The organism is Spiribacter sp. SSL99, from assembly GCF_009805925.1.
In the GTDB taxonomy this organism is placed as follows: Bacteria; Pseudomonadota; Gammaproteobacteria; order Nitrococcales; family Nitrococcaceae; genus Spiribacter; species Spiribacter roseus.
In genome coordinates this window covers 66,086-91,862 of sequence record NZ_MAOM01000019.1, presented here as the reverse complement: position 1 = coordinate 91,862, position 25,777 = coordinate 66,086, and the positions used below count along the sequence as shown (strand labels likewise).

General features: G+C 67.9%; 27 protein-coding genes. 20 read left to right on the top strand and 7 right to left on the bottom strand.

Features of this window, described 5'->3' with window-relative positions; genetic code table 11:
* Together uca and atzF are read left to right on the top strand one after the other, a co-directional pair.
* A complete protein-coding gene (gene uca, locus BA899_RS07890) occupies window positions 1-3,627 on the top strand; it encodes an urea carboxylase (RefSeq protein ID WP_159300270.1) in 3,627 nt (1,208 codons plus the stop codon).
* Complete coding sequence (gene atzF, locus BA899_RS07885) at window positions 3,627-5,420, top strand: allophanate hydrolase (RefSeq protein WP_159300269.1); 1,794 nt, start codon at window positions 3,627-3,629, stop codon at window positions 5,418-5,420. Before uca ends, atzF begins: the two co-directional genes overlap by 1 nt.
* A 31-nt stretch (window positions 5,421-5,451) precedes the next feature.
* Here the strand turns inward: atzF and BA899_RS07880 are convergent, their stop codons facing one another.
* On the bottom strand, window positions 5,452-5,688 hold the full coding sequence (locus BA899_RS07880) for a plasmid stabilization protein (protein ID WP_159300268.1): 237 nt from the start codon (window positions 5,686-5,688) through the stop codon (window positions 5,452-5,454).
* Window positions 5,689-5,821: 133 nt separating this feature from the next.
* Between BA899_RS07880 and gshB the strand changes: the two genes are divergently transcribed.
* The 14 genes from gshB to BA899_RS07810 all read left to right on the top strand — a co-directional run bounded on the left by gshB (window position 5,822) and on the right by BA899_RS07810 (window position 16,549).
* Window positions 5,822-6,778, top strand: coding sequence for a glutathione synthase (gene gshB, locus BA899_RS07875; protein ID WP_159300267.1), 957 nt, complete (start codon window positions 5,822-5,824; stop codon window positions 6,776-6,778).
* Window positions 6,779-6,784: 6 nt separating this feature from the next.
* On the top strand, window positions 6,785-7,360 hold the full coding sequence (locus BA899_RS07870; protein WP_159300266.1) for an energy transducer TonB: 576 nt from the start codon (window positions 6,785-6,787) through the stop codon (window positions 7,358-7,360).
* A 16-nt stretch (window positions 7,361-7,376) separates the two neighbouring features.
* Entirely contained in the window at window positions 7,377-7,790 is a 414-nt protein-coding gene (ruvX, locus tag BA899_RS07865; RefSeq protein ID WP_159300265.1) for a Holliday junction resolvase RuvX, read from the top strand.
* Window positions 7,787-8,299, top strand: a complete 513-nt coding sequence (gene pyrR, locus BA899_RS07860) for a bifunctional pyr operon transcriptional regulator/uracil phosphoribosyltransferase PyrR (protein ID WP_144347113.1) — start codon at window positions 7,787-7,789, stop codon at window positions 8,297-8,299. Before ruvX ends, pyrR begins: the two co-directional genes overlap by 4 nt.
* The gene (locus BA899_RS07855; protein ID WP_144347112.1) at window positions 8,296-9,264 is read left to right on the top strand and encodes an aspartate carbamoyltransferase catalytic subunit; all 969 of its coding nucleotides are present in this window, start codon (window positions 8,296-8,298) and stop codon (window positions 9,262-9,264) included. Before pyrR ends, BA899_RS07855 begins: the two co-directional genes overlap by 4 nt.
* Window positions 9,261-10,544, top strand: a complete 1,284-nt coding sequence (locus BA899_RS07850; protein WP_159300264.1) for a dihydroorotase — start codon at window positions 9,261-9,263, stop codon at window positions 10,542-10,544. Before BA899_RS07855 ends, BA899_RS07850 begins: the two co-directional genes overlap by 4 nt.
* Window positions 10,541-11,227 (top strand): hypothetical protein, encoded by a 687-nt coding sequence (locus tag BA899_RS07845; protein WP_110882416.1) that lies wholly within the window; start codon window positions 10,541-10,543, stop codon window positions 11,225-11,227. Before BA899_RS07850 ends, BA899_RS07845 begins: the two co-directional genes overlap by 4 nt.
* Window positions 11,228-11,297: 70 nt before the next feature.
* The gene (locus BA899_RS07840; protein ID WP_159300263.1) at window positions 11,298-12,008 is read left to right on the top strand and encodes a YggS family pyridoxal phosphate-dependent enzyme; all 711 of its coding nucleotides are present in this window, start codon (window positions 11,298-11,300) and stop codon (window positions 12,006-12,008) included.
* Window positions 12,005-12,832, top strand: a complete 828-nt coding sequence (gene proC, locus BA899_RS07835; protein WP_159300262.1) for a pyrroline-5-carboxylate reductase — start codon at window positions 12,005-12,007, stop codon at window positions 12,830-12,832. The genes BA899_RS07840 and proC overlap by 4 nt, the downstream gene beginning before the upstream one ends.
* Window positions 12,833-12,834: 2 nt before the next feature.
* Window positions 12,835-13,413 carry a YggT family protein gene (locus tag BA899_RS07830; protein WP_110882413.1) on the top strand — a complete coding sequence of 193 codons (579 nt, stop codon included), beginning with the start codon at window positions 12,835-12,837 and terminating at the stop codon, window positions 13,411-13,413.
* Window positions 13,414-13,415: 2 nt separating this feature from the next.
* Window positions 13,416-14,570 (top strand): homoserine O-acetyltransferase, encoded by a 1,155-nt coding sequence (locus BA899_RS07825; protein ID WP_159300261.1) that lies wholly within the window; start codon window positions 13,416-13,418, stop codon window positions 14,568-14,570.
* Window positions 14,571-14,575: 5 nt separating this feature from the next.
* A complete protein-coding gene (gene metW / locus BA899_RS07820; RefSeq protein ID WP_222103839.1) occupies window positions 14,576-15,169 on the top strand; it encodes a methionine biosynthesis protein MetW in 594 nt (197 codons plus the stop codon).
* An 11-nt stretch (window positions 15,170-15,180) separates the two neighbouring features.
* The gene (locus BA899_RS07815) at window positions 15,181-15,621 is read left to right on the top strand and encodes a DUF4426 domain-containing protein (protein ID WP_110882410.1); all 441 of its coding nucleotides are present in this window, start codon (window positions 15,181-15,183) and stop codon (window positions 15,619-15,621) included.
* Window positions 15,622-15,625: 4 nt separating this feature from the next.
* Window positions 15,626-16,549 (top strand): histone deacetylase family protein, encoded by a 924-nt coding sequence (locus BA899_RS07810; RefSeq protein ID WP_159300260.1) that lies wholly within the window; start codon window positions 15,626-15,628, stop codon window positions 16,547-16,549.
* Window positions 16,550-16,769: 220 nt separating this feature from the next.
* Here BA899_RS07810 and zapE read toward each other — a convergent pair whose 3' ends face one another.
* A complete protein-coding gene (gene zapE, locus BA899_RS07805) occupies window positions 16,770-17,870 on the bottom strand; it encodes a cell division protein ZapE (protein ID WP_144347104.1) in 1,101 nt (366 codons plus the stop codon).
* Window positions 17,871-18,003: 133 nt separating this feature from the next.
* Here zapE and ilvD point away from each other — a divergent pair, with 133 nt between their 5' ends.
* A complete protein-coding gene (gene ilvD, locus BA899_RS07800; RefSeq protein ID WP_159300259.1) occupies window positions 18,004-19,695 on the top strand; it encodes a dihydroxy-acid dehydratase in 1,692 nt (563 codons plus the stop codon).
* 21 nt (window positions 19,696-19,716) lie between these two features.
* Here ilvD and BA899_RS07795 read toward each other — a convergent pair whose 3' ends face one another.
* From BA899_RS07795 to BA899_RS07785, 3 genes are read right to left on the bottom strand one after another with little or no spacing between them, the layout of a single operon-like run.
* Window positions 19,717-20,319, bottom strand: coding sequence for an SCO family protein (locus tag BA899_RS07795; protein ID WP_110882406.1), 603 nt, complete (start codon window positions 20,317-20,319; stop codon window positions 19,717-19,719).
* A complete protein-coding gene (locus BA899_RS07790) occupies window positions 20,312-21,130 on the bottom strand; it encodes a cytochrome c oxidase assembly protein (protein ID WP_110882405.1) in 819 nt (272 codons plus the stop codon). Before BA899_RS07790 ends, BA899_RS07795 begins: the two co-directional genes overlap by 8 nt.
* On the bottom strand, window positions 21,127-21,438 hold the full coding sequence (locus BA899_RS07785; protein WP_148121600.1) for a hypothetical protein: 312 nt from the start codon (window positions 21,436-21,438) through the stop codon (window positions 21,127-21,129). The genes BA899_RS07790 and BA899_RS07785 overlap by 4 nt, the downstream gene beginning before the upstream one ends.
* Before the next feature lie 92 nt (window positions 21,439-21,530).
* Here BA899_RS07785 and sohB point away from each other — a divergent pair, with 92 nt between their 5' ends.
* A complete protein-coding gene (sohB, locus tag BA899_RS07780; RefSeq protein ID WP_148121599.1) occupies window positions 21,531-22,535 on the top strand; it encodes a protease SohB in 1,005 nt (334 codons plus the stop codon).
* Here sohB and BA899_RS07775 read toward each other — a convergent pair.
* Window positions 22,507-22,755, bottom strand: coding sequence for a sulfurtransferase TusA family protein (locus tag BA899_RS07775; protein WP_148121598.1), 249 nt, complete (start codon window positions 22,753-22,755; stop codon window positions 22,507-22,509). The two genes, sohB and BA899_RS07775, sit on opposite strands and share 29 nt — an antisense overlap.
* Window positions 22,756-22,823: 68 nt before the next feature.
* On the opposite strand from BA899_RS07775, the gene BA899_RS07770 reads away from it, so the two are divergent.
* Together BA899_RS07770 and lipA are read left to right on the top strand one after the other, a co-directional pair.
* Complete coding sequence (locus tag BA899_RS07770) at window positions 22,824-23,009, top strand: hypothetical protein (protein WP_159300258.1); 186 nt, start codon at window positions 22,824-22,826, stop codon at window positions 23,007-23,009.
* A 19-nt stretch (window positions 23,010-23,028) separates the two neighbouring features.
* Complete coding sequence (lipA, locus tag BA899_RS07765) at window positions 23,029-24,036, top strand: lipoyl synthase (RefSeq protein WP_148121597.1); 1,008 nt, start codon at window positions 23,029-23,031, stop codon at window positions 24,034-24,036.
* 7 nt (window positions 24,037-24,043) lie between these two features.
* Here the strand turns inward: lipA and BA899_RS07760 are convergent, their stop codons facing one another.
* Window positions 24,044-25,771, bottom strand: a complete 1,728-nt coding sequence (locus tag BA899_RS07760; protein WP_200833079.1) for a cation:proton antiporter — start codon at window positions 25,769-25,771, stop codon at window positions 24,044-24,046.
* Between the last annotated feature and the right edge of the window lie 6 nt (window positions 25,772-25,777).

The following is a 25,777-nucleotide window of genomic DNA, read 5'->3' as shown; positions in this document are numbered from 1 at the left end:
ATGTTCTCGAAAGTACTGATTGCCAACCGCGGCGCGATTGCCTGTCGCATTGAGCGCACCCTGCACCAGCTGGGGATCACCGCCGTGGCGGTATACTCCGAGGCCGACCGGGCCTCGGCCCATGTCCGCAACGCCGATGAGGCCATCCCCATCGGCGGGGCGCGGGCCAGCGATTCGTACCTGGATGCCGGGCGCATCCTTGCCGTCGCCCGCGAGCAGGGCGTCGACGCCATCCATCCCGGCTACGGCTTTCTCTCGGAGAATGCCGAATTCGCCGAGGCCTGCGAGCAGGCGGGGATCGCCTTCATCGGCCCCACCCCGGACCAGATCCGGCGTTTCGGGCTCAAGCACACCGCCCGCGAGCTGGCCGCCGCCAATCAGGTCCCCCTGCTCCCCGGCAGCGACCTGATCAGCGATGTCGAGGCGGCCGCCAGCGAGGCCGCCACCATCGGCTATCCGGTCATGGTCAAGAGCACCGCCGGCGGCGGCGGCATTGGCATGGCGATCTGCGACGATGAGGCCGCCCTGCGCGCCGCCCATGCCTCGGTGGAGCGCGTGTCACAGAACAACTTCGCCAACGCAGGCCTGTTTGTGGAGCGCTTCATCCGCCGCGCCCGCCACATCGAGGTGCAGATCTTCGGCGATGGCGCGGGCACCGTGATTGCCCTGGGCGAGCGCGACTGCTCGCTGCAGCGCCGCAACCAGAAAGTCGTCGAGGAGACACCCGCGCCGGGTATCGATGCCGAGACCCGTGCCGCGCTGATGGAGGCCGCCGAGCGCCTGGGTCGCAGCGTGGCCTACCGCTCGGCCGGGACCGTGGAATTCATTGTCGACGCCGACACCGGGGCGTTCTTTTTTCTCGAGATGAACACCCGCCTGCAGGTCGAGCATGGCGTGACCGAGGCGGTCACCGGCGTGGATCTGGTGGCGTGGATGGTGCAGGCGGCCGCCGGCGAACTCGATGACCTGGCCGCCCGACGACCCGGGCCCGCCAACGGTCACGCCATTCAGGCGCGGGTTTACGCCGAAGACCCGGGCAAGGACTTTCAGCCGGCGACCGGTCTTATCACCGAGGTCATCTGGCCCGAGGCAATGCGTGTCGACACCTGGGTGGAGGCGGGCACCGAGGTCACCCCCCACTACGACCCCCTGCTCGCCAAGATCATCAGCCACGGGAGCGATCGCGAAGACGCCCGCCGGGCGATGGGCGAGGGCCTGGCGGCAACGCGCATCGACGGGCTCATGACCAACCTCGCCTATCTGCGCGCGATCATGACCGACCCGGTGTTCATCGAGGGCCGCGCCACCACCACCCGACTCGCCGACTTCCGGCCCGCCGAGCCGCGCATCGACGTGATAAGCGCCGGCACGCTCACCACCGTGCAGGACTGGCCGGGACGGACCGGCTACTGGGACATCGGTGTCCCGCCCTCGGGCCCGATGGACGAACTCTCGTTTCGGCTGGGCAACCGGCTGCTGGGCAACCCGGACAGCGCCGCCGGGCTGGAGATCACCGCCCAGGGGCCGACCCTGCGCTTCGCCGAGGCCACCCATGTGGTCGTCACTGGCGCCACGGTCTCCCTTGACTGCGATGGCCAGCCGCTGCCGGCCGGCGAAGTGGTACGTCTGCCCGCCGGCGCCACCCTGACCGTGGGCAGTGCCCGCGGCGTGGGCATCCGCAGCTATCTGCTCATCGAGGGTGGCATCGATGTGCCGCTGCACATGGGCAGTCGCGCCACCTTTACCCTGGGGCAGCTGGGCGGGCACGGCGGCCGCGCCCTGCGGGCCGGCGATGTCCTGCACCCGGTCGCACCGGCCACCGACCGCCCCTCACCCGGCGGGCGGCGGCTGCCCGCCGGGCTGCAGGCCGAGGCGTTGATGCCCGGCGCCGATGAGCCCTGGACACTGCGCGCCATGTCCGGCCCCCACGGCGCGCCGGATTACTTTACCCGCGAGTTCATCGAGACCTTCTTCGGGACCGACTGGACGATCCACTACAACTCGAGCCGTACCGGCGTGCGGCTCATCGGACCGGCCCCGGCGTGGGCCCGCGAAGACGGCGGCGAAGCGGGACTGCACCCCTCCAACATCCATGACAACGCCTACGCCATCGGCACGGTCGACTTTACCGGCGACATGCCTGTCATTCTGGGTCCGGACGGCCCCAGTCTCGGGGGCTTTGTGTGTCCGGCCACGATCATCGAGGCCGATCGCTGGAAGATCGGTCAGCTGCGCCCGGGCGACCGCATCCGCTTCTGCGCGGTGGATCGCAGTGAAGCGGCCATGGCCGAGGCCGAGCGCACCGCGATGATCACCACCCTGCAGCCGCCCGCGCCACGGACCACCGCCGCACTGGCGCCGCCCGATCCGGTCGCCCTGCATCGCCCCGACCGCCCGCATGCACCGCAGGTCACCTACCGGGTCGCCGGCGATCGCTATCTGCTGGTTGAATACGGGCCGATGATGCTCGATCTGGGGCTGCGGTTCCGCGTCCAGGCGCTGCTGGACTGGCTGAGTGCGCGGCCCATCCCCGGCGTCATCGAAATGACTCCCGGCGTGCGCAGCCTGCAGATCCACTTCGAGCCCCGGCAGCTGCCCGCCGAACGGTTGATGGAAATCCTCGAGCAGGCCGAGCGCCACATCGAGGCCATGGCCGACAGCGCGCTGCCGTCACGGATCATCCATCTGCCGCTCGCTTGGGACGACAGCCAGACCCGGCTGGCCACCCGCAAGTACATGCAGTCAGTCCGCGAGGATGCCCCCTGGTGCCCGGATAACATCGAATTCATCCGCCGGATCAACGGCCTCGAACACCGGGAGGACGTCAAACGCATCGTCTTTGACGCCTCTTACCTGGTCATGGGCCTGGGGGATGTCTACCTGTCCGCGCCGCTCGCCACGCCGGTGGATCCGCGGCACCGTCTGGTCACCACCAAGTACAACCCGGCCCGCACCTGGACGCCCGAGAACGCCGTGGGCATCGGTGGCTCGTACATGTGCATCTATGGCATGGAGGGCCCCGGAGGGTATCAGTTCGTCGGCCGGACATTGCAGATCTGGAACCGCTATCGCACCACGCCCGAGTTCCAGCAGCCCTGGCTGCTGCGGTTTTTTGATCAGGTGCGCTTCTACGAGGTCTCGGAAGACGAGCTCATGGAAATGCGTGCCGCCTTCCCGGCGGGTGGCCTGCGTCTGGACATCGAGGAGACCCGCTTCTCGCTGGCCGAACACGAGGCCTTTGTCGCTGCCAACGCCGGGTCCATCGACCGCTTCAAACGTCACCAGCAGAGCGCCTTCGAGGCCGAGCGCCAGCGCTGGATCGACAGCGGCCAGGGCGATTTTGCCGCGAGTGTGCAGGCGACCCCCGATGTCGATGCCGAGGCCATCGAGCTGGCCGACGACGAATCCGCCGTCGAGGCTGGCGTCCAGGGCAGTGTCTGGGCCATTGAGGCGCGGGTCGGCGAGCGTGTCGAGGCCGACGCGACCCTGCTGGTGGTGGAGTCCATGAAAATGGAAATCCCGCTGCCGGCGCCCTGTCCAGGCACGGTCAGCCGTGTCCTGTGCAAGCCCGGCACCGCGGTGGCGCCGGGTCAGACCCTTGTCATCATCCGCCGGGAGTCCACCTGATGGAAACCATCGCCGCCCGTCTCAGTGCCTATCGCGACGCCGGGGATTCGGTGCGCGATCACCTGCTCGAACGCCGGGACGCCATCGTGGGCGCTGATCCGCACAATGCCTGGATCAGCGTCATCGACACGACCACCCTGAGCGGCATGATCGACTGGCTCGAGCAGCAGTCCCCATCACTGCCGCTCTGCGGCGTGCCATTCGCGGTCAAGGACAACATCGATGTGGCCGGCCTGCCCACCACGGCCGGCTGCCCGGCCTATTGCTACTGGCCCGACGCCCATGCAGCGGTGGTCGAGCGGCTCATGCGCGCTGGTGCGATCCCGCTGGGTAAGACCAATCTCGATCAGTTCGCCACCGGCCTGGTGGGCAGCCGGTCACCCTACGGCGCCTGCCGCAATGCCTTTGACCGCCACCGCGTCTCGGGCGGTTCGAGCGCCGGCTCGGCGGTGGCGGTGGCGCTGGGTCAGGTGGCCTTCGCCCTGGGCACGGATACCGCCGGCTCGGGTCGGGTACCGGCGGCGTTCAACAACCTCATGAGCCTCAAACCGACCCGCGGCCGGCTGAGCACCCGCGGGGTGGTGCCGGCGTGCCGCAGTCTCGACTGCGTCAATATCTTTGGCCTGTGCGGCGACGACCTGCGCCGGGTCTTCGAGGTGGTGGACGGCTTCGATCCCCGCGACCCGCAGTCCCGTCCTCCGCAGCCCCCGGCGCCCCTGCGGGCGGCCATCCCGCCGGGGCGCTTTGCGTTGGGTGTCCCCCGTGATGAGGATCTGGAGTTTTTCGGCGACGACCAGACCGCCACGGCGTTCCACCGCAGCATCAAGGCCCTCGAGGCCCTGGGGGGCGAGGTCCGCCGGATCGATCTGACGCCCTTTCTCGAAGCCGCTCGCCTGCTCTACGAAGGCCCCTGGGTGGCCGAGCGCTACAGCGCCATCCGTGGATTCATCGAGTCCCAGCCCGACGCCCTGCTGCCGGTCACCCGCCAAATCATCGGTGCCGGCGCCGAGCCGCTGGCCTGTGACCTGTTCACTGCCCAGCACCGGCTGGCCGAACTGCGCCGGGCCACCGAATCGGCCTGGGCCGGGATCGACTGCCTGGTCACCCCGACCGCCGGCCACCTGCCGACCCTGGAGGCGGTGGAAGCCGATCCGGTGGGCGTCAACAGCCAGCTTGGCTACTACACGAATTTCATGAACCTGCTCGACCTCAGCGCCGTCGCCGCGCCCGGCGGGTTTACCCCCGACGGCCTGCCGTTTGGCCTGACCCTGTCGGCCCCGGCGTTCATGGATCGGGCGTTGATCGATCTGGCCGAGCGGCTGCAGCGTCACTGCCAGCTGCCACTCGGCACCGGTCGCCAGACAGCGCCCGCGGCGGAGGCCCTCGACGCCGACCATGGCGAGCATCGCCAGGCGATCGCCGTCTGCGGGGCCCATATGAGTGGTTTACCCCTGAACGAAACACTGATCGAGCGGGGCGGGCGCCATTTGCAGACCACCCGCACCGCCGCGCTGTACCGACTCTATGCCCTGCCCGGCGGACCGCCGGCGCGACCCGGGCTGGTGCGGGTCGACGCCGACGGCCATGCCGTGGAGGTCGAGGTCTGGACCCTGCCACGGCATCGCGTCGGCGATTTCCTCGACACCATCCCGGCGCCGCTGGGCCTGGGTCGCATCACACTGGAGGATGGCCGCGAGGTGACCGGCTTTATCTGCGAGGCCTGGGCCACCGCATCGGCCGAGGATATTTCGGCGCTGGGATCGTGGCGGCGGTATCTGACGCGTCCGGCGTGACGCCCAGCGCGCGAGGCGGCTGCCGCTGCGATCATGGCATCGAGCTGACTGACCCGCGTTGCGGAACATCCAGCTCCACGCCACCCAACGGTTCGATACGACGACGGATTGCCTCATAGAGCGATCCCGTCTCGGCATCTTCGCTGGTCAGGGCAACCCGCAGGATGTCCCGGGCTTCATCCTCCATGGAACGCCCATGCACAGCCGCCTGAATGCGCAAGCGGCGCTTCAGTGCTTCATCAAGGTGACGAATTGTCATTGCCGCCATTACACACTCCACTCTGCAATCAATGGGTGATGATTATCCTTTGATAAAAATTTGGCAAGGCGCTGGCGACAGGCGCTGGCGACGCACTCGCGGTGATGGCTTATACTGCGCGCCTGCTAAAGGAGTGCCCGCTATGCCCCACCGCCTCGGCGTTGTCATGGATCCCATCGAGGGGATCACCCCGTACAAGGACACCACCCTTGCCATGCTGCTCGAAGCGCAGCGGCGCGGCTGGATAATCCATTACTACACCCTGGCCGACCTGGCCCTGCGCGACGGGGTTGCCTACGGGGACGGGGCCGAACTGACGGTGCGCGATGACAATCACGACTGGTTCAGCCTGGGCGAGCGCCGCGAAGCCCCGCTCGACGAGCTCGATGCCCTGCTCATGCGCAAGGACCCGCCGGTGGACAGCGCCTTTGTCTATGCCACGCAGATCCTCGAAGTGGCCGAGCGCGCCGGCGTCCAGGTCGTGAATCGACCGGCCGGGCTGCGCAATGTCCAGGAAAAGCTCGCCATCGCGATGTTCCCGCAGTGCTGCACGCCCACCGTTGTCGAAATGAAGGCCGCCCCACTGCGGGCATTCATCGACGCCCAGGGGCAGGCGGTGCTCAAGCCGCTGCATGGCATGGGCGGCGAGGCCATCTTCGTGGTGCAGGCCGGCGATCCGAATACCAGCGTCATCATCGAGCAGCTCTCCGAACGGGGCACGCGCTACGTCATGGCGCAGCGCTACCTGCCGGAGATCAGTGACGGCGACCGCCGCATCCTGGTGATCGATGGTCAGCCCGTGGATTATGCCCTGGCGCGCCTGCCCGCCGCCGGCGAGAGCCGCGGCAACCTGGCCGCCGGCGGGCGCGGCGTTGCCCGCCCCCTGACCGATCGCGAGCGCTGGATCGTCGATCAGGTGCGACCGCTGCTGATCGAGCAGGGGATCCTGTTTGCCGGGCTGGATGTGATTGGCGGCTATCTCACCGAAATCAACGTCACCAGTCCCACCTGCGTGCGCGAGATCGACGCCCAGCAGGAGATCTGCATCGCCGGCGAGCTGTTCGCGGCCATCGAGCGCGCGCTGCCCGCCGCATCCTGATCGATTATGGAGGATGCCGCCCGGGTCCGCGATCGGCTGATCATGGCGATACTGATTTCGGCGGTGATCCACCTGATCGTGATCATGGGCCCGCTCGGGCCCATGCCACCAACACCTGCGACGCGGACCGCCGAGCGCCCCCTGGCACTCAACGTGCAGCCCGCCAGCCCGGCCGGCGGGCCGGTGTTGCGGCTGGTGGCCGGGGACGGACCGGCGAGCGAATCCGTCCGATCGTCCGCCGATCCCGCGCCGCGTGTCATCGACGGCACCCAGGATGACGACGCCCGAGCGCGGTATCTGCGCGACTGGATCGTGCACACCGAAACCCTTGGCAACCGCGCCTATCCGGCCGAACTGATCAACGCCGGTATCCGTGGCCGGGTGGTGATGGCCATCACCCTCAACGCCGCCGGCGAGGTGCGCGGGGCGCGTATTGTCGGTGGCAGCGATAACCCGATGCTGCGCCGGGCCGCGCGATCCCTGGTGGAGGCCGCCGCGCCCTATCCCCCGGTGCCCGAGACCGTCCTCGAGGACCGGGACACGCTGGTCATCACCCGCAGCTGGTCATTCGGCGGGGACTGACGGATACTGGCGGGCGATGAGCGCGACCGGCACCTATCTGGGCTTTGATGCGGGCGAAAAACGCCTGGGCGTCGCCGTTGGCGAGACCGTCACCGGGCATGCCCGGGCGCTGGCGGTGATCACCTGCCGTCAGGGGACGCCCGACTGGTCACGCCTTCAGGGGCTGATCGACGGCTGGGGCCCGGAGGGCCTGATCGTGGGCATTCCGCGACATGCCGATGGCCGCGACTCGCACAGCACCCGGCTTGCCGAGCGGTTTGCAGGCGAGCTCGCCCGGCGCAGCGGCGGCAGCGTCCATCGCATCGACGAGCATCTGTCCAGTCACGCCGCCCGGGACGCCGTGCGCGGCCGGGGCCAGCGCCCCGAGGTGATCGATGCCGAGGCGGCGCGTATCATCCTCGAGACCTGGTTAAGCGAGCATTTCCCGTGAGCACCGATCTGCCTGATATCGAACCGCTGCTCGAGCAGCTGACCACCCGCGTCGCCGCGCTCATCGATGCCGAGGGCCGCGAGCGCTGCACCCTGGTGGGCATCCATCAGGGCGGTGCCTGGCTGGCCCGGGCCCTGCAGCAGCGCCTGGGACTGGACACGGCCCCGGGCACCCTCGACATCGCCTTCTACCGCGACGACCTGAGCCGCGCCGGTCTGCCCGGCGATATCCAGCCAAGCCGCATGCCGCTGGATATTGACGACCGAGTGATCATCCTGGTCGACGATATCCTCTACACCGGCCGCACCATCCGCGCGGCCCTCAACGAGATCTTCGACTATGGCCGCCCGGCCGCGGTGCGCCTGGCGGTGCTGCTGGAGCGCTCCGGCCGTCAGCTGCCCATCGCGGCGGATATCGCCGCCGCGCCCATCGACCTTGCCCCGCGCCAGCGCGTCAAGCTGCGCGGTCCCGACCCCCTGCATCTGGTGATCGAGGAGGCGAGCCCATGAGCGTGCAGATCGACACCCAGGGCAATCTGCGGCATTTCCTGACCACCGAAGGCGTCGATCCGCGCCTGCTCGGGCGCATCCTCGACACCGCCGAATCGTTCGCCGGCGTGCTGGGCAAATCGGTGAAGACCGTCCCGTTGCTGCGCGGCCGCACCGTGGTCAATCTGTTCTTTGAGTCGAGCACGCGCACCCGCACCACTTTCGAGCTGGCCGCCAAACGGCTCTCGGCCGATGTACTCAACATCGCCGTCGACACCACGACCACCAAGGGCGAGAGCCTGCTCGACATGCTGCGCAACCTGCAGGCCATGCAGGCCGACATGTTCGTGGTGCGCCACCACCAGAGCGGCGCCGCGGAGTATTTCGCCCGGCATGTCGACCCGGGCGTCGCGGTGCTGAATGCCGGCGACGGCTGGCACGCCCATCCAACCCAGGCCATGCTCGATGCCTTCACCATCCGCCGCCACAAGGGCGCCTTCGAGCCCCTGCGCATCGCCATCGTCGGGGATATCCGCCATTCGCGGGTGGCGCGCTCGCAGATCCATGCCTTCAACGCGCTGGGCGCCGGCGAGGTGCGGGTCATCGCCCCCGACACCCTGCTGCCCGCCGACATCGACAGCCTGGGCGCACAGGTCTACAACGACCTTAATGCCGGCCTGCGGGATGCCGACGTGGTCATCGCCCTGCGCCTGCAGCGCGAGCGCATGCAGGGCGCGCTGCTGCCGGGCGAGTCGGAGTACTTCCGCCACTACGGACTCACCGAGTCGCGCCTGCGCGGCGCCCACCCCGAGGCGATCGTCATGCACCCCGGGCCCATCAACCGGGGCGTCGAGATCGACTCGGCGCTGGCCGACGGGCCGCGCTCGGTGATCCTCGATCAGGTCACCAACGGCATCGCGGTCCGCATGGCCGTCATGACCATGGTCCTGGGCGTTCAGCCCGACACCCCGCGGGAGGCATCATGACGCGCATACTCATCCGCCAGGGGCGGTTGATCGATCCCGAGAGCGGACTCGACGAGGTGGGCGATCTGGCCGTCGCCGATGGCCGCATCGTCCAGCTCGGCGGCATAGTCGACGACTTCACCCCCGACCAGACCATCGACGCGACCGGCCAGTGGGTGATGCCGGGGCTGATCGATCTGAGCGCCCGGCTGCGCGAACCGGGCCTGACGCGCAAGGCCGACATCGCCAGCGAGAGCCGCGCCGCGGCCGCCGCCGGGATCACCACCCTGGTCATGCCACCGGACACGACGCCGGTCATGGACAGCCCGGCGGTGGTCGAGCAGGTCACGCACCGGGCCGAGCAGGCCGCCGGCGCCCGGGTCGTCCCGCTGGGTGCCCTGACACTGGGGCTGGCCGGCGAACAGCTATCGGCCATGGCGGGGCTGGCCGCGGCCGGCTGTCCGGCCGTCTCCGACGGTGGCCGGCCGGTGCAGGACTCGCGGGTGCTGCGCAATGCCCTGGACTACGCCTGCACCTTCTCGCTGCCGGCGCTGCTCACACCGGTGGATCCGTTCCTGGCCACGGGCTGCCTCAACGAAGGTCCCACCGCCACCCGGCTGGGCCTGCCCGGCGTGCCGGCCGCCGCCGAAACCGCCGGTCTCGGGCGCCAGCTGGCGGTGGCCGGCGCCACCCGGGCCCGCGTGCATGTCGGCCGGCTGTCCAGCGCCGAGGGCGCCCGCCTGCTGACCGATGAACAGGGCCGCCAGCGCCGGCTGAGCGCCGATGTCGCGATCCATCAGCTGTTCCTGACCGATCAGGACGCGATGGAGTACGACACCCGTTTTCACCTGGACCCGCCACTGCGCGATATCGTCGACCGTCAGGCGCTGCGCCAGGCCGTGGCGGATCGGGTCGTGCGCATCATCTGCTCCGACCATCAGCCCCACGACGGCGACGCCAAGGATGGCCCCTTCGCCAGTACCGAGCCGGGCGCCAGCGGCATCGACACCCTCCTGCCCCTGGTGCTGCGGCTGGTGGAAGACGAAGTCCTCCCCCTGCACCGCGCCCTGGCGCCGGTGACCGTTGAGCCGGCGCGCCTGCTGGGGCTCGAGGGAGGGCGCCTGGGCCTGGGCGGTGTTGCCGACCTGGTCGTCGTCGACCCGGTGGCCCCGTGGTTCTGCACCCGCGAAACGCTCACCAGCCGCGGCCACAATTCGCCGTTTCTGGGCTGGGAGTTCAGCGCCCGCGCCACGCATACGCTGGTGGGCGGGCGCCTGATCCGCGCCGCCGACCGGGCATGACACCGGGCCGGCTCATCGATGCCACGCCGGTCATCGATGACTGGTGGCTGCTCCGGCTCGAGTGGCGTGCCGGCCGCCCCGCACCCGGTCAGTGGCTGTGGCTTGACCTCAATGGCCAGCGCCTCTGCCTGCCGATCCGTGACGCCGATACCGGCGAGGGTTGGGTGGCCGGCATCCTGCCCGGCGCCTGCCTCCCCGACGGGCTGCGACCGGGGCTGACCGTGTCGGTGTCGGCCCTGCAGGGCCAGGCCGTGCAGCCCCGGGCCGACGACACCCTGCTGATCATCGGCGAGAACCTGGGGGTGGGCCCGGCCATCGCGCTGGCCGAACGGCATGCCGATCAGACCCGGCTCGCCCTGCTCGGCGGCCGGCACGGCATCCCGGGCCGGCTGGTGCCGTCGCGGTTTTTCGTGCCGGCGCTGAGCGAGGTGGCCATCGCCGGGCTGACGGCGCTGGAGCAGGCCGGTGTCCCGGCCCGGGTGGCGCTCGACGAGGAGCGCCCCGGTGTCCATGAGGGCAGCGTCATCGAGCTGACCAGCCGCTATCTGGGCGACACGCCGGCGGACCAGCGCGATGGGCTGCGTGTCATCGCCTTCGGTCCGTGGCAGAGCCTGCACCCGTTCCGCCAGGGTGCCGCCGCCAATGTCGGCGAGGCCGAATGGGTGGAGCTGCCGAGTCGCTAGGTAACCGCCGGGATCGGCCCGCGGCCTGCAGCATTCGACGCCATCACACCTCCCGCCGTATCATTCGGTCATGACGACAACCCCGGCTCACGACATCGCCCGACGCCTGGCGGCGGTCCGCCAGCGGATCCGCACCGCCGAGGCCAGCTATGGCCGTCAACCCGGCAGTGTGGCGCTGCTGGCGGTCAGCAAGCGCCAGCCCGTCGAGGCCCTGCGGGCGGCACTGGCCGAGGGTCAGCAGGCGTTTGGCGAGAACTATCTGCAGGAGGGGGCGGAGAAGCGCGAGGCGCTGGCCGACACCCCCATCGAATGGCATTTCGTCGGGGCCATCCAGTCCAATAAGACCCGCGCGGTTGCCGAGGGCTTTGACTGGGTGCACACCGTCGACCGGCTCAAGATCGCCCGGCGGCTGTCCGAGCAGCGCCCCGCAGACCGTCCGCCGCTGCAGTGCTGTCTGCAGGTCAATGTCAGCGGCGAAGCCAGCAAATCCGGCGCCGGGCCGGAGCAGGTGCACGAGCTGGCCCACGCCATTGCCGAACTGCCCCACCTGACCCTGCGCGGGCTGATGACCCTGCCCGAGGCGGTGACCGACTTCGACGCCCAGCGCGCCGCATTCCGGCAGCTGCGTGAGCTGCAGGCTGGTCTTGTCGACGGGGGCCTGAGACTCGATACCCTGTCCATGGGCATGTCCAACGATCTGGAGGCCGCGGTGGCCGAGGGCGCCACGATGGTCCGCCTGGGCACCGCCGTTTTCGGACCCCGACCGGAGAAAACGCCTTGAATGAAAAGACCATTGCCTTCATCGGTGGCGGCAACATGGCACGCAGCCTGATTGGTGGGCTCATCGCCGATCGCCATCCGGCCGCCGGACTGCGCGTCGCCGAACCGGACGCCGAGCGCCGCGAGGCCCTGATCGCGGACTTCGAGGTGCAGGCGTTTCAGGAAAACGCCACGGCCGTGCGCGGCGCCGACGTGGTCATACTGGCGGTCAAGCCCAACCGCGTCGCCGATGTGGTGCGCGAGCTGGCGCCGCAGATTCAGGCCCAGGGCAGCCTGGTGATCTCGGTGGCGGCCGGCGTGCGCTGCGCCGACATCGACAGCTGGCTGGGCGGCGACCGGCCGGTGGTGCGGGCCATGCCCAACACGCCGGCCCTGGTGCAGACCGGCGCGACGGCACTGTTCGCCAACGCGGCGGTCAGCAACGAGCAACGGGATCTGGCCGAGACCATCCTGCGCGCGGTGGGGCTGATCGTGTGGCTCGAGGACGAACGCGACATGAACGCCGTCACGGCGATCTCCGGCAGCGGCCCGGCGTATTTCTTCGCGACCATGGAGGCGATGCAGTCCGCCGGCGAGTCGCTGGGGCTGGATGCGCGGACGGCGCACCTGCTGACCCTCGAGACCGCCCTGGGCGCCGCGCGCATGGCGCTTGAGAGCGCCGAGGATGTGGATGAACTCAAACGCCGGGTCACCTCGCCGGGCGGCACCACCGCCGCGGCCATCGACGAGCTCGAGGCCGGGGATCTGGCCGGGGCCTACCACCGCGCGCTGCACGCCGCCGCCCGACGCGCCGAGGAACTGGGCCAAGAGCTGGGAGATCAGTAGCCATGGGCCCGGGCTATCTCACCAATCCGCTGGCGTTTCTGGTCGACACGCTGTTCAGCCTCTACATCATGGCGGTCATGCTGCGGTTTCTGCTGCAGTGGTCGCGGGCGGATTTCTATAATCCGCTGGTGCAGTTTCTGGTGCGCGTCACCCAGCCGGCGCTGCAGCCCCTGCGCCGCCTGATCCCGTCATGGGGCGGCGTGGACATCGCCGCCATCGTGCTGATGGTGATCCTGCAGATGATCGCGATCAGCCTGCTCATGAGCATCGCCGGCGTCACGCCACGCATCGACTACCTGCTGCTGCGCACGCCCGCGGAACTGATCAGCCTGCTGCTGAATGTCTACCTCATCGCCATCGTGGTGCGGGCGATCCTCTCGTGGGTCAGCCCGACCGACTACAACCCCGCCACCACGGTGCTGCTGAGCCTGACCGAGCCGGTGATCCGGCCGTTTCGGGCCATCCTGCCGGACATGGGCGGGATTGATCTGTCGCCGCTGGCGGCGATCCTTGCCCTGCAGGTGGTGAAGATGCTCGTGCTGCCGCCGCTTGATCGCATCGCCCCCGGCCTGATGATGTAGCCATGGCCGCGCCTGCCGAGGAGACATCGGTCGGGGTGATCGTCCCGCAGACCGTGCATTTCGATGAACCCCTGGCGCTGGACTCGGGCCGGGTGCTGCCGGGCTATACCCTGGCCTACGAGACCTACGGCACGCTCAATGCCGACGCCAGCAACGCCATCCTGGTGTGCCATGCCCTGTCCGGCAACCACCATGCCGCGGGCTATCACCACGCCGGCGAGCGTAAGCCGGGCTGGTGGGAGGCCTGTATCGGCCCGGGCAAACCGCTCGACACCAACCGCTTCTTTGTGGTCTGCAGCAACAACCTGGGCGGCTGCCACGGTTCCACCGGCCCCACCTCGATCGACCCCGAGACCGGCGAGCTCTATGGCGCCGACTTCCCGCTGGTCACCGTGCGCGACTGGGTGCGCAGCCAGGCACGCCTCGCCGACCACCTGGGAGTGGCGCGCTGGGCGGCCGTGGCCGGCGGCAGCCTGGGCGGCATGCAGGCCATGCAGTGGGCCATCGATCAGCCGGAGCGCCTGCGCCACGCGGTGGTCATCGCCGCCGCACCCCGCCTGTCGGCACAGAACATCGCCTTCAACGAGGTCGCCCGTCAGGCGATCCGCTCCGACCCGGATTTCCAGGACGGCCGCTACGCCACCACCGGCGATCGGCCGCGGACCGGACTGATGCTCGCGCGCATGCTCGGCCACATCACCTATCTTTCGGAGGCGGCCATGGGCGAAAAATTCGGGCGCGAGCGGCGCGACACGCGGGGCGGCTATCACTACAACTACGATGTCGAATTCGAGGTGGAAAGCTACCTGCGCTACCAGGGCGAGTCATTCGTCGACCGGTTTGACGCCAACACCTACCTGCTCATGACCCGGGCGCTGGACTACTTTGACCCCGCGGCCGCCACCGATGGTGATCTGTCGGTGGCACTGAGCGGCGTGACGGCGCCGTTTTTCGTCGCCTCGTTCACCAGCGACTGGCGCTTTCCGCCGGCCGCCAGTCATGAAATCGTCCGGGCGCTGCTGGATACCGACAAACGCGTGAGCTATGCCGAAATCCGCGCCAACCACGGCCACGACGCCTTTCTGATGCCGGTGCCGCGCTACCGCGAGGTCTTCTCGACCTATATGCAGCACATCGCCGAGGAGGTCGGGGTATGAGCCCACTGCGTGCGGATCTCGAAATCGTCGCCAACTGGGTGGGCCGCGGTGACCGGGTACTTGACCTGGGCTGCGGCGATGGCCGGCTGCTGCGCTATCTGTTCGATCGCCGCCAGGCCACCGGCTATGGGCTGGAGATCGATCCCGACGGCATCACCCGGAGCCTTGCCAACGGCATCAACGTCATCGAGAGCGATATCGACGAGGGCCTGTCCGATTTTGACACCAATGCCTTCGATCAGGTCATCCTCACCCAGACACTGCAGGCCGTGCAGCGGCCCGACCAGCTGCTCTGGGAAATGCTGCGGGTGGGGCGCACCGGCATCGTGACCTTCCCCAACTTCGCCTATTACCGGCTGCGCTGGCACCTGGCGGTCAAGGGCCGCATGCCGATGAGTCATGCCCTGTCCTATGCCTGGTACGAGACGCCCAACATCCATTTCTGCACCATCGATGATTTTGAAGCACTCTGCGAGCAGCTGAGTATTCACATTATTGAGCGCCGCGTGTTATCTCATGACTACAAGAGTCCGCGACTGGCGCGCTGGATGCCCAACCTGTTCGGAGAAGTGGCGCTGTACCGGATCTGTCGGGCGTAAAGGAGAATGACATGAAGCATCCCGGACATCGGCTGGCCCGCTGGGCGGCCGCCCTGCTGGTCGCCCTTCCCCTGCTGGCATCGGCCCAGCAGTCGGAGCGCTTCGGTGACTATGAGATCCACTACAGCGCCATCCCCACCGGCATGCTCAATGCCGACGTGGCCCGCGAATACGGACTGGTGCGCAGCCGCACCCGCGGCATGGTGATGGTGACGATCCTGCGCAATGGCGAGGCCGTGTCCGGCGCCGTCGACATCGTCGCCCGCGATGACAATGACGAGCTCACCGAAATCCCCGCCGAGCGGGTCCGCGAGGACGGCTGGGTCTCCTATGTCGGGACGTTCCCCATCGAGCCCGGCGATGCGCGTATCTTCGAAATCGACGTCAACCCCCATGCCGGTGGCGAGGTGTACTCCGTGGCCTTTCGGCAGACCTTCCACCCGGGGGAATAGGCTTGTGTCGACCTGGCTGATCACCCACGAGGCCTGCCTGCAGCATGACACCGGCAGTGGCCATCCCGAGCGCATCGAGCGGCTTGAGGCCATCCTCGCCGCCCTCGACACCCCGGCGTTTGCCGACCTGCAGCGCCATACCGCGCAGTCGGCGTCGCGGGCGGTGCTCGAGCGCGCCCATAGCCCCGGGTATATTGATGAGGTGATGGCGGCCGTGCCGGCCACCGGGCGGACGCAGCTCAACGCCGATACCACCCTGTCGGCCGGTTCGGGAGAGGCCGCACTGCGAGCCGCCGGTGCGGCGACCCAGGCGGTGGACGCCATCCAGACCGGCGAGGCGCGGCGGGTGTTCTGTGCCGTGCGCCCGCCCGGGCATCATGCCGAGACCGGTGAGTCCATGGGTTTCTGCCTGTTCAGCAATGCCGCCATCGCCGCCCTCCACGCGCAGGTGGCACACGGCGTCCAGCGCGTCGCCATCGTCGATTTCGATGTACACCACGGCAACGGGACCCAGGCGGTGGTGGCCGAGCGCGAGGGGCTGTTCTACCTGTCCACACATCAGTATCCGCTGTTCCCCGGCACCGGCAGCCGCAAGGAAAACCGCCCCGGGCATATCCTGAACATCCCCATGCCCGAGGGCACCGGCTCGGCGGACTACCGCGAGCAGTTCCACCGCGAGGCGATTTCAGCGCTGATCGACTTTGACCCCGAGCTGATGATCATCTCGGCGGGATTTGATGCCGCCGTCGAGGATCCGCTGGCCGGCATGGCGCTGACCACGGAGGACTTTGCCTGGATCACCGACGAGCTGGTGGCCGTGGCCAACTACTGCTGTGGGGGGCATATCTGCTCGGTGCTCGAAGGCGGCTACGACCTCGATGCCCTTGCCCGGGGCGCGGCCGCGCACGTCGCCGGGCTGATGAAATAGGGCTTGACAGCGGCGGTTGTGCACATCCAGCGCGCCGCCGGACGGTCACGACGCCGCTAACTCCCTGATACCGCCGGATAAACCGTAAGTACCTGTTTTTAAAGCTTATTTAAAACTGGTCAAGAATTCGCCAGTCTGAGAAAAGCCGCATCACGCGGGCCTGTCCGGCATTCATCCCCGGGTTCCTCCACAGACTTGTCCACAGGGTCTGGGGAAAACCCTAGGGCCGGTGGGGCAGGGCCAGATACTCCCGGGACTGCATCTCGCGCAGACGCGAAATGATGCGCCGAAACTCAAAATGCAGGTGCCGGCCGCGGTACAGCCATTCGGGCTCGGCGGTGGCGGAGATGATCAGCTTGACGCCGCGATCATAGAACTCGTCGACCATCGCCGCGAAGCGCCGCGCTGCGTCTTCGCGGTCGCGATCCATAATCGGCACGTCCGAGATCAGCACGGTGTGAAAGCGACGGGCGATCTCGACATAGTCATCGGCGCTGCGCGGCCCCTCGCACAAGGCACCGAAGCGCACCCAGAGCACGCCGTCGCCAAGGGCCAGCACCGGGATGTCGCGCTGGTTGATGGCCAGTCCATCGGTTTCATGATCACGCTCGGGGCTGAGGCGCTCGAAGGTCTCGGCGAGGGCGGTGCGGGCATGCGCGTCGGCGGGCACATGATAGACCGGTGCGCGGCTGAGCAGCCGCAGGCGATAGTCGGTGCCACCATCCACATTCATCACCTGCAGATGGCGCTCCAGCAGATCGATGGCGGGCAGGAAGCGATCACGCTGCAGACCGCCCGGATAGAGCCCGTCCGGCGGCAGGTTCGAGGTGGCCACCAGCGTCACGCCCTCGTCGATCAACCCATGCAGCAGTCCCGAGAGGATCATCGCGTCGGCGATGTCGCTGACGAAGAACTCGTCAAAGCAGAGCACCCGCGCCTCGCCGGCCCATTCAGCGGCCAGGGTGCGCAGCGGATCCGGCTGTTCACGCAGCCAGCGCAGACGGTAATGGGCGGACTGCATGAAGCGGTGGAAATGCACCCGGCGCCGGGGGATGGACGCGGGCAGGCATTCATAGAAGGTGTCCATCAGATAGGTCTTGCCGCGGCCCACCCCGCCCCACAGATAGAGCCCCGGCACCGCGGCGGGGGCAGCGCCGCGGCGACGCTGCCACCAGCCGCGCAGGCCGGTGGCCGGCGGCGGCTGGTCCTGCAGCGCCGCCTGCAGGGCATCCAGCGCCTCCACCGCGGCGCGCTGCGCCGGATCGTCGACGAAATCACCGCCGGCCAGATCGGCCTCGTAACGGATACTCGGCGTTGTCACCGCCCCTTGCCTGCCCTGTCGCTTTCCTCACTTGCAGAGTATGCCATTGCAGGGCGTGGCGACGATTGCCACCCGCCCCGGAGTTTCGTATTTTGTCGGTTGACCGATCACTACCCATCATCGAGGAATCACCATGGCCGACAACCGCCGCAGCCGCGCCGTTACCGAAGGACGCGCCCGCACCCCCAACCGCGCGATGATGCGGGCCGCCGGCTTTACCGACGAGGACTTCGCAAAGCCCATCGTCGGCGTGGGCAATGCCCATAGCACCATCACGCCCTGCAACATGGGCATCGGCGCCCAGGCCGAGCGCGCCAGCGACGCGCTGCGTGCCGCCGGTGCGATGCCGGTGAGCTTTGGCACCATCACCATCTCCGATGGCATTTCCATGGGCACCGAGGGCATGAAGTACTCGCTGGTCTCGCGGGAAGTGATCGCCGATTCCATCGAAACCGTCTGCAACGGCCAGAGCCTTGACGGCATTCTCGCCACCGGCGGCTGCGACAAGAACATGCCCGGAGCGATGATCGGCATCGCCCGGCTGAACATCCCCGCGATCTTCGTCTATGGCGGCACCATCAAGCCGGGCCACTACAAAGGCCAGGACCTGACCATCGTCAGCGCCTTCGAGGCGGTGGGCCAATCCGCCGCCGGCAACCTCTCGGACGAGGACCTCAAGGGCGTGGAAATGAACGCCTGCCCGGGCGCCGGCTCGTGTGGCGGCATGTTCACCGCCAACACCATGTCGAGCGCCTTCGAGGCAATGGGCATGAGCCTGATGGGCTCAAGCACGGTCTCGGCCGAGGACGACGAGGCGCGGGACGTGGCGGCACGCGCCGCCGAGGTGCTGGTGGATGCCATCCACCAGCAGCGCCTGCCCCGCGACCTGATGACCCGCAAGGCCTTCGAGAACGCCGCCAGCGTGGTCATGGCACTGGGCGGTTCGACCAATGCCGTGCTCCACCTGCTGGGTATCGCCAGCGCCTGCGAGGTGGAGTTCTCCATCGACGATATCGAGCGGATCCGCCAGCGCGTGCCGGTGCTCTGCGATCTGAAGCCCTCGGGGCGCTATGTCACCAGCGAATTCCACGCCGTTGGCGGCACCCCCCAGGTCATGAAAATGCTGCTGGCGAATGGGCTGCTGCATGGGGACTGCATGACCATCACCGGGCAGACCATCGAGCAGCTGCTGGAATCGGTCCCCGCCACGCCGTCGCCGGATCAGGACATCATCCGCGACTTCGACAACCCGGTGTATGCCGAGGGCCATCTCGCGATCCTGCGCGGCAACCTGGCCAACGAGGGCGCCGTCGCCAAGGTCAGTGGCATTAAAAAGCGCCGCATCGAAGGCCCCGCCCGGGTGTTCGACTCCGAAGAGCTCGCCATGGATGCGATCCTCGCCGACCGGATCCAGGCCGGCGATGTCCTCATCATCCGCTACGAGGGCCCGCGTGGCGGCCCCGGCATGCGCGAAATGCTGGCGCCGACCTCGGCGATCATCGGCCGCGGGCTGGGTGACGCCGTGGGCCTGATCACCGACGGGCGGTTCTCCGGTGGCACCTACGGCATGGTCGTCGGCCATGTCGCCCCCGAGGCGGCGGCCGGCGGCAACATCGCCCTGGTCGAGGAAGGCGATACGGTGATCATCGATGCCGACCAGAACCTGCTTGAGGTGCAGATCGACGAGGCCACACTCGCTGAGCGCCGCGCCCGGTGGAGCCCCCGGCCGCCGAACTACCGCCGCGGCGTGCTGGGCAAGTTCGCCCGGCTGGTCAGCTCGGCGTCGTATGGCGCGGTCACCGACAAGGACCTGTTCGAGGACTGAGCGCGCCGAGCTGACCCCGGGCTAACCCCGGGCGATGCGCCGCAGATCCGCGGCCATTCCCGTCACACTGTCGCTCGGGCGGAACAGCGCCCGGGCGTGACCCTCGGCATCAAACACGTACATCGCGCTCGAGTGCGAGACGTTGTAGTCGCCGAACTCATTGGGCTCGCCGTAGCCGAAGGTGGCGCGGTAGCGCTTGGTGAGCTCGCGGAGTCGCTCCACCGGTGCCGTGGCGCCGGTGACGCGATCACTGAAAAAGTCCGTGTAGTCGGCAAGCCGCTGGGGCGTATCCCGGCCGGGATCCACCGAGACGAACAGCACCTGCAGATCGCCGTCGAGGCTCTCGCCGGCCGCCTCCGTGGCCGCCGCAATCCGCGCCATGGCCGTGGGACAGACATCGGGACAATGGGTGAAGCCGAAGAACACCACCGTGGGCGCGCCCCGCAGATCGGCGGCGGTCAGCGTTTCGCCAGTCTCACTGGTCAGGCGGAAGGCGAGATCCGGCAGCAGCCCCTCGATGCCCTTGGTCTGATAGCCACTGCCGCCGCAGGCGCTCAGCAGCGCGGCCATCATCACAACCAGCGCGGGGCCCGGCCAGCGGCGTTTTCTGGGGTGCTCAGGCATCCGATTCCCTCCCGTGCAGACGGAATGCGAGGACAATGATGGCAGCCATCACGCTCATCATTGCCGCCGGTATCCATGTAATCAGGCCGCCGATCTGCTGATCAAGCAGCGGATCGATGGGAAACGCGCGGCCGCAGACATCGTAGATTTCGAACAGATTCTGGCCGCTGAATGTGATGTACGCCCCCAGTGCGATCTGCGGCGGCATGATCAGCGCCAGCAGCAGAATGCGCCGACCGGGGCTCAGGCGGGGTGTGACGGCCTGATCACTGCGCTCGAAAATGAGCCACCAGAACAGCAGCCCGTCGAGCAGCATCGTCCAGTTCATGAACCAGTACAGGTCGATGCTCAGCATGGCGTCAAAGTGAATCTCGGGCGTCAGCCAGAAGTAGATCACCCCGACGAACAGCACACCGGCGATGAACGGCTGCTGGAGCACGCGATACACCCGGCGCAGGGCACCGAAAAGCGGTGCCGCCGGCCCCCGCGGCCAGGCCCGGACCCGCGCCGGCAGGGCAGTCGCCAGCACGCCCGCCGGCATTGCCAGCGCGATCAGGAACGGCCCCAGGTGATGCAGCACCAGATGCTGCAGCCGGTGCGCCGAGAACAGATACTGCGAGTAGTAATCATAATGGGTCTGGGTGACGGCATAGATCAGCGCCACACCAGCGAAATACGACAGCGCCGGCCAGAACCCGGGCGAGGCCCCCCGGATCAGACCGATGGCGTACAGGCCGACGGCCAGCGCGCAGGCCAGAAAGACCGGCAGCGAGGGCTCCCACGGCTGCAGCCAGGTGACCAGGGTATTCATCGGCCGTCAGACCCCGGCATGACCGGTAACCGCGAGCAGGCCGCGCGGGACAGCAGAATGGCCACGTGGCTGCTCGGGTAGAGTCTGCCGTCGGCGCGCAGGCGCTCGATCAGCGCCGCGGCGGCGGCATCGGACGGGGCATCGATGGGCTCGACAAAAAAATCCCGCTCCTCGACCAGTCCCGCCTGACAGCGCTTGAAGGCGCGAAAGGCGGTGCCCTTGGGCGCCGCCGCCCATTGATCGAGCTGGCGAAGCGTCGCCACATCGACGCCGCGATGGCGGTAGAGTGCGGTGCCAGGTGGGTTCATGCCCCTCCCCTGCGGCGGGTGGCTTCTTTCATCGGTTGGCTCGCGTAGACTTGCAGTCCAGTCGTATTCGGCATTCATGAAAGGATAACGCGATGGAATTCCTGCAGGATTATGCCCTTTTCCTGGCCCGTGTGCTCACCCTGGTGGCGGCGTTCGCGGTGGTGCTGGGCATGATCGGCGGCATGACCAGCCGGCGGCGCGGTCGTCACCGCGAACAGCTCGAGGTCGAGCCCCTCAACCGCCGCTACGAGGCCATGAGCCGGCGCATCCAGCGCGGTCCCGACGCCCGTCGGTCCAACCTGCTCCAGCGCCTGCGGGAGCGCCGCCAGAAGCGCCGCGGACAGGATGGCGAAGGTCGCCTGCCGCGGTTGTTCGTGCTCGACTTCGACGGCGACATCCGCGCCACTGCGGTCGACTCGCTGCGCGAAGAGGTGAGCGCGATCATCGCCAGCGCCCGACGCGATGACGAGGTGCTGCTGCGCCTTGAAAGCCCCGGCGGCATGGTGCCCGGCTACGGCCTTGCGGCCAGCCAGCTGGCACGGCTGCGCGAGGCCAATATCCGCCTGACCATCGCGGTGGACCGGGTCGCGGCCAGCGGCGGCTATCTGATGGCCTGCGTGGCCGACCGCATCGTCGCCGCCCCGTTCTCGATCATTGGCTCGATCGGCGTGGTCGGCCAGCTGCCCAACTTCCACGGCCTGCTCAAGCGCCACGACATCGAGTTTGAGCTGCACACCGCCGGCGCGCACAAGCGCGATCTGACCGTGTTTGGCGAGAACACCGACGAGGGCCGCGAGCATTTCCGCGAGTCCCTGCAGGCGGTGCATGACCTGTTCCGCCACCACATCGGCCGCTACCGGCCACGCATGGACGTCGACCGTGTCGCCACCGGCGAGCACTGGATGGGCGAGCGCGCCCTTGAGCTGGGGCTGGTGGATGATCTGGGCACCAGCGACGACCTGCTGCTCGAGCGGCGCGAGCGCATGGAGCTGATCAGCCTGTCCTGGCATCAGGCGCCGTCGTTCAGCCGACGGCTGTCCGTGGTGGCCGAGTCGCTGCTGGCGCGCCTCAGGGGCCCTTCTCAAGCCAGAATGTGAGGACATCGCCGGACTCGGTCTCATGCAACAGCTGATGCCCAGTGGTGTCACACAAGGCACGGAAGTCGATCACCGCATGCGGGTCGGTGACCTGCACGGCGATGCATTCGCCCACCGCCATGTCCCGCAGCGCCTGTTTGGTGCGCAGGATGGGCAGGGGGCAGTTCAGTCCCCGCAGGTCCAGTTCACGATGGGCATGAGGGTATGAGGCAGCGGCCATGGAGGCGGTCCGGTTTCAAACGTATACTGGATTTTACATGACACAGTCAGGATGCGGAGGGTGCCGTCATGAGTGATGAACGGCCAGACAGGCAGGATAAAGACGATACCGAGGGATATGATCCGCGGCCGGTCAGCGATGGCCGTCTGCGCGAGGAAATGACCCGTGAGGAGGTTGAAGCCTACCGGGAGGACGCCGATCGGGCGCACGCCAACTGGTTTTCGGTGATGAACAACCCCTACGGCAAGGACTGAACGAGGCAAGGAGTCGGACATGCCCGAACTCAAAGGCATCCCCGTTGTGGTCAGCGGCCAGAAGGTCGACAAGGACAACGGTATCCGCGCGATCAAAAATGGCGTCAAAGCCCAGCGCGACACCGCGCCGGTGGGGCGCGGCGACAAGCCGGACTGGCTGCGCGTCAAGGTCCCCACCGGTGAGACCTATCAGAAGGTCCGCAACACGGTGCGCGAGCACAAGCTTGCCACCGTCTGCGAAGAGTCCATGTGCCCCAACATGGGCGAGTGCTGGAGCGCCGGGACAGCGACCATCATGCTCATGGGCGATGTCTGCACCCGGGCCTGCAGGTTTTGCGCGGTGGACACCGGCAACCCCAAGGGCTGGCTTGACGACAACGAGCCCAATGGCGCCGCCACCACTGTTGAACTGATGGGCCTTAAGTATGTGGTGCTGACCTCGGTGGACCGCGATGATCTGGCCGACGGTGGGGCCCAGCACTACGCGGACTGCATCCGCGAGATCAAGCGCCGCAACCCCAACACCGCGGTCGAGGCACTGACCCCCGACTTCAACGGCCGCCACGAAGCGATCGACACCGTGGTCGACACGGGGCTCGAGGTGTTTGCCCAGAACGTCGAGACGGTCAAACGCCTCACCCACCCGGTCCGTGACCCGCGGGCGGGCTATCAGCAGACGCTGGACGTACTGGCGTATGCCAAAAAGCGCCGGCCGGGCGTGCTCACCAAGACCAGCCTGATGCTGGGCCTGGGCGAGACCGATGAGGAGATCATCGAGACCATGGACGATCTGCGCGCCATCGGCGTCGATATCGTCACGTTCGGCCAGTACCTGCGCCCCACGGTCAATCATCTGCCGGTGGACCGCTACGTCACGCCCGAGCAGTTCGAGCGCTACCGCGAGATCGGGCTTGGCAAGGGTTTTCTCGAAGTGGTCTCGGGCCCGCTGGTGCGCTCGAGCTATCGCGCCGACCGCGTCCTCGAGAAAAACAACGTCGGCCTGGACAGGGCGGCGGGCGAAGGCTGAACGCCCCTCAGTCACCCGCGTCGCCGCGATCCTCCGGGGTAATCGGGGGAATGGGCGTGCGCTGGGTTGGCGGGGCGCCGCTGATCAGATCCACTGCCCGATCGGCGGCGTCCTGAAAGGGCTCCATGACCGTGTCCGCGCCGCGCGCGAGCAGTTCGTCCATCTCACGGGCGTTATGCGAGGCCACCGCCACCTGGCCACGGAATGGGGTTGAGCGAACGATCTGCATCAGCGTGTGGCGACTGTCCTCGTGGCTCAGGCCCGTCGGGTGCCGCGGCACCGTGCTGACCACCCACTGGGCCTGTTCGAGGGGCAGCGAGGCGATGAACTCCGGGTCGGTCGCATCGCCGTATTCAGCCCGCAGCCCCAGACTGGTGGCGCGTGCGATGGCACGCGGATCAAAATCCACGCCGATCACTCCAAACCCCCGGCGCTGGAGCCGCAGCGCCATGGCGGTGCCAAACCGCCCCATACCAAAGATGAGGACGTCGGCGGCCGCCTGACTCGCCCCCGCGTTGCCCTTCGGTTCACGCGGCGTCCCGGCGCGCTCGAATATCGATAGATGGCGCCCGACGTGTTCGTAGAGCCAGTGCGAGTAGGTGATCATATAGACCGAAACCGCGATCGTGATCAGCCCTACCAGCGTCACCAGGCCGAGGGCCTGCTCACCGACATGACCCAACGCCAGTCCCATGCTGATGAAAATCAGCGAGAACTCCGAGATCTGCGCCACCGTCAGGCCCGCCAGAAATCCGGTTCGCCGACGGTAGCCCATCGCCCCCATGATGGCGAGCACGATCAGCGGATTACCGATCAGGACGAAGGCCGAGAACACCAGCGCCTCGCGCAGACTGTCCCCCAGCAAGGCAAGATCCAGTGTCGAGCCCAGCGAGATGAAGAAGAACAGCAACAGGAAGTCGCGCAGCGGAGCGAGCCGCGCCGAGATGGTCTCGCGGTAGGGCGTTGACGCCAGTGAGACCCCGGCCAGCAGGCCGCCCAGCTCCTTACCGAGGCCAATGACGTCGGCCACAGTGGCAAAAACGGTCGCCTGGGCAATGGCGAAGATCACCAGCAGCTCCGGGGCATGGGCCAGCCGGGCACTGAGCGGGTTGGCCACATAGCGGACGAAGAGGATCACCAGGCCGACCAGCGCCACGCCGGCCAGCAACACCATGGCGATTTCAGCAACGCCGCCGCCATCGGCGCGACCACCGATCCCCACCGTGGACAGGACGATCATCGCCAGGACCACCACCAGATCCTGGACGATCAGAAACCCCAGCGCGATCTGGCCGTGAAGCGAATCGATCTCGCGCTTGTCCGAGAGCAGCTTGACGATGATGATGGTACTGGAGAAAGTAAGCGCGACGGCGACGTACAGCGAGGTGACCGCCTCAAGCCCCATGGCGAGGCCAAGCAGAAAGCCGATCCCGGCGGTGAAAGCCACCTGACCGAGCCCCGTGACCAGCGCCACGGCGCCGAGAGACCGAATGAGCTTGATATCCAGTTTGATGCCGACCAGAAACAGCAGCACGGCAATGCCGAGTTCGGAAAGCAGGTCAATCTGCGCCTCGGCATGCACCACATCGAGCATGGAGGGGCCGGCCATGATGCCAACCGCGATAAAGCTCACGATCAGTGGCTGGCGCAGGAGGATGCCGGCAAAGCCGACCACCGCCGCCAGCATGAGCAGGGTGGCGACCTCCGCGAAGGCGGAATGCAGCATCAAGTCCATGATCAA

Bases quoted from the DNA above. Each gene is read 5' to 3' on its own strand.
- uca (WP_159300270.1), top strand. From the start codon at position 1: ATGTTCTCGAAAGTACTGATTGCCAACCGCGGCGCGATTGCCTGTCGC.
- atzF (WP_159300269.1), top strand. From the start codon at position 3,627: ATGGAAACCATCGCCGCCCGTCTCAGTGCCTATCGCGACGCCGGGGAT.
- BA899_RS07880 (WP_159300268.1), bottom strand. From the start codon at position 5,688: ATGGCGGCAATGACAATTCGTCACCTTGATGAAGCACTGAAGCGCCGC.
- gshB (WP_159300267.1), top strand. From the start codon at position 5,822: ATGCCCCACCGCCTCGGCGTTGTCATGGATCCCATCGAGGGGATCACC.
- BA899_RS07870 (WP_159300266.1), top strand. From the start codon at position 6,785: ATGGAGGATGCCGCCCGGGTCCGCGATCGGCTGATCATGGCGATACTG.
- ruvX (WP_159300265.1), top strand. From the start codon at position 7,377: ATGAGCGCGACCGGCACCTATCTGGGCTTTGATGCGGGCGAAAAACGC.
- BA899_RS07855 (WP_144347112.1), top strand. From the start codon at position 8,296: ATGAGCGTGCAGATCGACACCCAGGGCAATCTGCGGCATTTCCTGACC.
- BA899_RS07850 (WP_159300264.1), top strand. From the start codon at position 9,261: ATGACGCGCATACTCATCCGCCAGGGGCGGTTGATCGATCCCGAGAGC.
- BA899_RS07845 (WP_110882416.1), top strand. From the start codon at position 10,541: ATGACACCGGGCCGGCTCATCGATGCCACGCCGGTCATCGATGACTGG.
- BA899_RS07840 (WP_159300263.1), top strand. From the start codon at position 11,298: ATGACGACAACCCCGGCTCACGACATCGCCCGACGCCTGGCGGCGGTC.
- BA899_RS07830 (WP_110882413.1), top strand. From the start codon at position 12,835: ATGGGCCCGGGCTATCTCACCAATCCGCTGGCGTTTCTGGTCGACACG.
- BA899_RS07825 (WP_159300261.1), top strand. From the start codon at position 13,416: ATGGCCGCGCCTGCCGAGGAGACATCGGTCGGGGTGATCGTCCCGCAG.
- BA899_RS07815 (WP_110882410.1), top strand. From the start codon at position 15,181: ATGAAGCATCCCGGACATCGGCTGGCCCGCTGGGCGGCCGCCCTGCTG.
- ilvD (WP_159300259.1), top strand. From the start codon at position 18,004: ATGGCCGACAACCGCCGCAGCCGCGCCGTTACCGAAGGACGCGCCCGC.
- BA899_RS07795 (WP_110882406.1), bottom strand. From the start codon at position 20,319: ATGCCTGAGCACCCCAGAAAACGCCGCTGGCCGGGCCCCGCGCTGGTT.
- BA899_RS07790 (WP_110882405.1), bottom strand. From the start codon at position 21,130: ATGAATACCCTGGTCACCTGGCTGCAGCCGTGGGAGCCCTCGCTGCCG.
- BA899_RS07785 (WP_148121600.1), bottom strand. From the start codon at position 21,438: ATGAACCCACCTGGCACCGCACTCTACCGCCATCGCGGCGTCGATGTG.
- sohB (WP_148121599.1), top strand. From the start codon at position 21,531: ATGGAATTCCTGCAGGATTATGCCCTTTTCCTGGCCCGTGTGCTCACC.
- BA899_RS07775 (WP_148121598.1), bottom strand. From the start codon at position 22,755: ATGGCCGCTGCCTCATACCCTCATGCCCATCGTGAACTGGACCTGCGG.
- BA899_RS07770 (WP_159300258.1), top strand. From the start codon at position 22,824: ATGAGTGATGAACGGCCAGACAGGCAGGATAAAGACGATACCGAGGGA.
- lipA (WP_148121597.1), top strand. From the start codon at position 23,029: ATGCCCGAACTCAAAGGCATCCCCGTTGTGGTCAGCGGCCAGAAGGTC.
- BA899_RS07760 (WP_200833079.1), bottom strand. From the start codon at position 25,771: ATGGACTTGATGCTGCATTCCGCCTTCGCGGAGGTCGCCACCCTGCTC.